The sequence below is a fragment of the Streptomyces sp. SD15 genome (genome assembly GCF_054462255.1).
The window spans coordinates 1-3,966 of the sequence record NZ_JBTLMO010000120.1; the positions used below are offsets into that span (position 1 = coordinate 1).

4 protein-coding genes and 2 pseudogenes are annotated in these 3,966 nt (G+C 68.5%); 1 reads left to right on the top strand and 5 read right to left on the bottom strand.

The genetic code is table 11. From position 1 onward, the window contains the following. Nucleotides 1-477 precede the first annotated feature (477 nt). A pseudogene (locus tag ACX28W_RS43660) lies at nt 478-661 on the top strand (flavoprotein); the annotation flags it as partial. Between the two features lie 49 nt (nt 662-710). On the opposite strand, the gene ACX28W_RS43665 reads toward ACX28W_RS43660, so the two are convergent. The 5 genes and pseudogenes from ACX28W_RS43665 to ACX28W_RS43685 all read right to left on the bottom strand — a co-directional run bounded on the left by ACX28W_RS43665 (nt 711) and on the right by ACX28W_RS43685 (nt 3,931). Beyond that, nucleotides 711-872 (bottom strand): hypothetical protein, encoded by a 162-nt coding sequence (locus tag ACX28W_RS43665; RefSeq protein WP_459005648.1) that lies wholly within the window; start codon nt 870-872, stop codon nt 711-713. Nucleotides 873-986: 114 nt separating this feature from the next. Continuing rightward, entirely contained in the window at nt 987-1,937 is a 951-nt protein-coding gene (locus tag ACX28W_RS43670) for an alpha/beta hydrolase (RefSeq protein WP_459005649.1), read from the bottom strand. Between the two features lie 132 nt (nt 1,938-2,069). After that, a pseudogene (locus ACX28W_RS43675) lies at nt 2,070-2,270 on the bottom strand (IS982 family transposase); the annotation flags it as partial. A gap of 290 nt (nt 2,271-2,560) precedes the next feature. Beyond that, nucleotides 2,561-3,196 (bottom strand): sigma-70 family RNA polymerase sigma factor, encoded by a 636-nt coding sequence (locus ACX28W_RS43680; protein WP_459005650.1) that lies wholly within the window; start codon nt 3,194-3,196, stop codon nt 2,561-2,563. 195 nt (nt 3,197-3,391) lie between these two features. Continuing rightward, nucleotides 3,392-3,931, bottom strand: a complete 540-nt coding sequence (locus ACX28W_RS43685) for an SDR family oxidoreductase (protein ID WP_459005651.1) — start codon at nt 3,929-3,931, stop codon at nt 3,392-3,394. Nucleotides 3,932-3,966 lie beyond the last annotated feature (35 nt).

The following is a 3,966-nucleotide window of genomic DNA, read 5'->3' on the forward strand; positions in this document are numbered from 1 at the left end:
GTGCGTGTCACTGCGAGGCCGGTGGGAGCAGCAATCACGATTCCGGTCTCCTTGAGAATCCGCCCCGTGCCCAGGAAAGCGACGCGGGGTCCCCGCCCCGCCCGGGTCCACACCGGAGCGGAAAGCGTCCGGCGGGGCGGATACCGCAGCCTCCGAATCGCCGCAGCCGGCAGCGCCACAGGCGGCAGGTACCGCACACGATGAGCACCCGCACCGCACCCGGCGGCGACGGCCCACGGTCCGCCGGCAGGCGCCCACACCCCGCCCAGCACGACGGACCGCTTCCCCGCATCCAGGAAAACCCAGGATCACCCAGGGAACCTCGGCTCATCAGCGACGCTCCCGACGACCGAGGCCTGCGGGGGTACGCATCCGGGGTGAAACCTCGGCCGGGCATGCTCGCCCCGCGAGGTGAGGAAACTCCTGCGGCGGGCGGGCCTGCCTGCGGACACCGGTCGTCAGGACCCTGGCCGGGTCCGCACCGCCGTCGTCGGTTTCGGCGCGTCCGCCTTCACCGCCCCGGCACACCTGGCCGGCCTGGCGAAGGAGGAGCGGCACGCACGCGGTGCGGATCCTGCGCCGCGGCATCAAGGCGGACACCTACGGCGGTGGCGGGGCGGGCCCGCGTGCCCTGGGCCTGCGCGCCCAGTCCGCCGTCGACGAACGGGTGGGGCGGCGTACCTTGCCGCCCCACCCGTGGAGTGCGCCGGTCAGCGGACCGTCCGCGCCGCCTTCTCGATGATGCGGGTGACGGCGTCCGGGTGGGACACGGCCACAGCGTGGGCGGCCTGGACCTCCTCAATGTGGGCATGGGCGCGCTTGGCCATGCAGATCTGAGGCTCCCGGGGGATGTTCAGGTCATCGGAGGCCACCAGGTCCCAGGACGGGATGGTCTTCCAGGCAGGCGCGGAAGCACCTTCATGGAGAGCAGTGCCGGTTCAGTGCTGCTGGTCCTTCAGGTGCTGCGGTTGAGCAGCGCAGTACGCTCAGTTGCTGCGCAGGACGGTGCGCAGGGTGTGAATGGCCTGCTCCATCGCGGCAGTTGCGGCCTGCGTGGGCCGCAGGGGGTTGAGCATCATGAAGTCGTGCAGGATGCCGTTGTAGCGGATGCTCGTGGTGGGAACACCGGCCTGGGTCAGCTTGCGGGCGTAGGCCTCACCCTCGTCCCGCAGCACGTCGTTCTCGTCGACGATGACGAGCGCGGGCGGCAGGCCCTGAAGCTCCTCCAGGCTCGCCCGCAGCGGCGAGGCGGTGATCTCCGCCCGCTGGGCGGGATCGGTGGTGTAGCAGTCCCAGAACCAGGCCATGCCCTGCGCCGTGAGGAAGGGGCCGTCCGCGAACTCCCGGTAGCTCTCGGTGTCCTGGGCCGCGTCCGTGACGGGGTAGTACAGCGACTGGTGCACGAAGGTCACGTCGCCGCGCTGCTTGGCCATGATGGTCAGTGCGGCGACCATGTTGCCGCCGACGGAATCGCCGGCCACCGCCAGACGGGAGGCGTCCAGACCTTCCCCGGCACCCTTCGCAGTGATCCATCGAGCAGTCGCGTACGCCTGCTCGATGGCGACCGGGTACGTGGCCTCCGGCGAGCGGTCGTACTCGACGAACACCACGGCGGCCTTCGCCCCGACGGCCAGCTCACGCACCAGACGGTCATGCGTTCCGGCATTGCCGAGGACCCAGCCACCGCCGTGCACATAGAGGACGACCGGCAGTGTGCCCTGGCTGCCGGCGGGCTTGACGAGGCGTACCTGCACATCGCCCACCCCGGCGGGCACCGTGATCCACTTCTCCTCCACATCCGGCTTCGCCACCGGCGCTGCCTGCAGGTCGTCCAAAACCTTCCGGGCACCCTCCGGGCCGAGCTCGTACAGGAACGGCGGGTTGGCCGTCGCGGCCGCGATCTCCTGCGCTGCGGGCTCAAGAACGGGCTTGGTCATCACTGAACTCCTTGGGTCGGCAGGCTCTTCCTGCTTTCACCCTTATGACAAGAGCAGCTGTTAATGGTGTGACACGCACCGGAAAAAAAGGATAAAGCGGCATCGGTATAGATGATCAGTTCCAAGGGGCCGGTGATCATACGAGGGGAGCGAGCGGAGGGTGGCTTGTCCCGTCTGGTCGTTGTGCCGGATGACGGCGGTCAGCGCGCGTATGCGCTGCATGACGCGGGCGTTGACAGCGCGGGGTGGGCGTCCTTGGTGCTGTTCGAGGCCGGGTCGTCCCTTGAAGGTTTCGTTGAGCGGCTCGATGACCTGCCGCAACGGCTTGGACAGGATCCGCCAGGCCGCTGCCGCGGTACGGGAAGAGGCGGTGCAGGTGGGGCCGGGCATGCCGGAGCCGCCCGGCCTCGGAGGTGAAGCCGGGCATGGCCTGCAAGGGTGACCGGCTCGGCGGCGGTGAGCTGAGGGGCGATCCTCGCAGCCGGCTGCAACGGCGCCGCGTCCGGACGCTCCTTCAGCAGATCACCGGCCGTCGCACGTGCTGTCGCGAGGTGTCCAGGCTGTTCGTCACCAAGCGATCTCGGGTCCTCGTTCTCATTTCCGCAGACACCCCTTGGAATTGATCATCCAGAGCTGGTGACGTGCTCCGTGAGAATGGTCTCCAGCGCGGGAATGTCGCCACTTCGTGCGGCTTTGAGAAACGCCTCCGTGAGCCGGCGATGGTCGTCCTGGTCGATGTGCTGTCGCCGCTCGGTACTCAGGTGTCTGCGGGCCCGGCTGACCACCTGCCGAGCGTGGACCTCGTTGGTCTGCCCCATGGCCGCCAGGCGGGCGTAGGGGTATTCGAAGACTTCCCGCAGGATGTAGGCGGCCCGCTCTGACGGGTTCAGCTTCTCCATGAGATGGAGCACCGCGAGGCTGAGCGTCTCGTCCCGCTCGGTTGCCTCCCATGGGGCCGCGCTCGTGTCGACGGGTTCAGGCTGCCAGGGTCCGATGCAGATCTCCCGCCGTACCCGAGAGGATTGCTTGCGGTTGATCGCCAGGCGGACGGTCATGGTCGTCAGGAACGCTGTGGCGGATCGAATGCCGGACCGGTCGAGGCTCTGCCATCGAAGCCAGATGTCCTGAACGACGTCCTCGGCCTCCGCCATGCTGCCGACTATGCGATGGGCGACGGCGACAAGCCTCGGGCGCACCTCCATGAAGTGTCGCGCGGTTTCGTCAAGCGTTGCCGGGTCCGTCAGCTCAGAGTCCTGCATGGATGTTCCTTCGGGGCGGCACTGTCAAGCTGCGCGTCAACCAGGGATGCTCCACAAGGCAGGAGCGAAAGCGACTCCTGCCTTGGAGTCCGAAGCGAAAGACTTCCTGAGCGTTGGTGGTTCGCGGGCTTTGGTGGGGGCCGCGCGAGGTCGAGACGGTCCATCGCATCGTGCGGCTCATTCGATAGGTCAGGTTCAGGCCTCTGGCCAGGCCTGGAGTGCGAGCCATTGCCGGTACGCGGTGGGTGCGATGACGGCGCCTTCGCCGGCGATGAGGGTGTCGCCGGATGCGATGGCCAAGAGGCCGGCGGTGGTGACGGTGCGGTGGTCTCCGCGGGCGGTGAGGGTGATCCCGCCGGGTTCGTCGAGGGGGCAGACCCCGGGGCCGGTGATCTCCCGGGTGCCCTGGAGCGGCTTGGGGGTGGCGGGCAGACGGACGGTGTTCTCGTCGGCGGTCGCGGACATGACCATGTCGGTGCGCTCGAAGAACCGGGTGGCGCGGACGATCGAGTACGGCAGGGGACCGGCCTTGAGGATGTCCTCCTGGAGGACCTTGGCGCGGTGGTACGCCGAGTCGGGAACCGGGTCGATGCCGACGATGGACAGGACCACCGCGTGACCGGCATCCACGCCGGTGGACAGCGAGTGCCCCGCCGCCTCGTGCCCCGCCGCCCGGAGGATCTCGACGACCTGCGAGCCGACGCGTCCGGTTCCCCCCATTACGGCGATCGTCATGTTCATCACACTTTCCTTGCGAGGCTGATCTCGTT

Coding starts and splice junctions, on each gene's coding strand:
- ACX28W_RS43670 (WP_459005649.1), bottom strand. CDS start 1,937: ATGACCAAGCCCGTTCTTGAGCCCGCAGCGCAGGAGATCGCGGCCGCG.
- ACX28W_RS43680 (WP_459005650.1), bottom strand. CDS start 3,196: ATGCAGGACTCTGAGCTGACGGACCCGGCAACGCTTGACGAAACCGCG.
- ACX28W_RS43685 (WP_459005651.1), bottom strand. CDS start 3,931: ATGACGATCGCCGTAATGGGGGGAACCGGACGCGTCGGCTCGCAGGTC.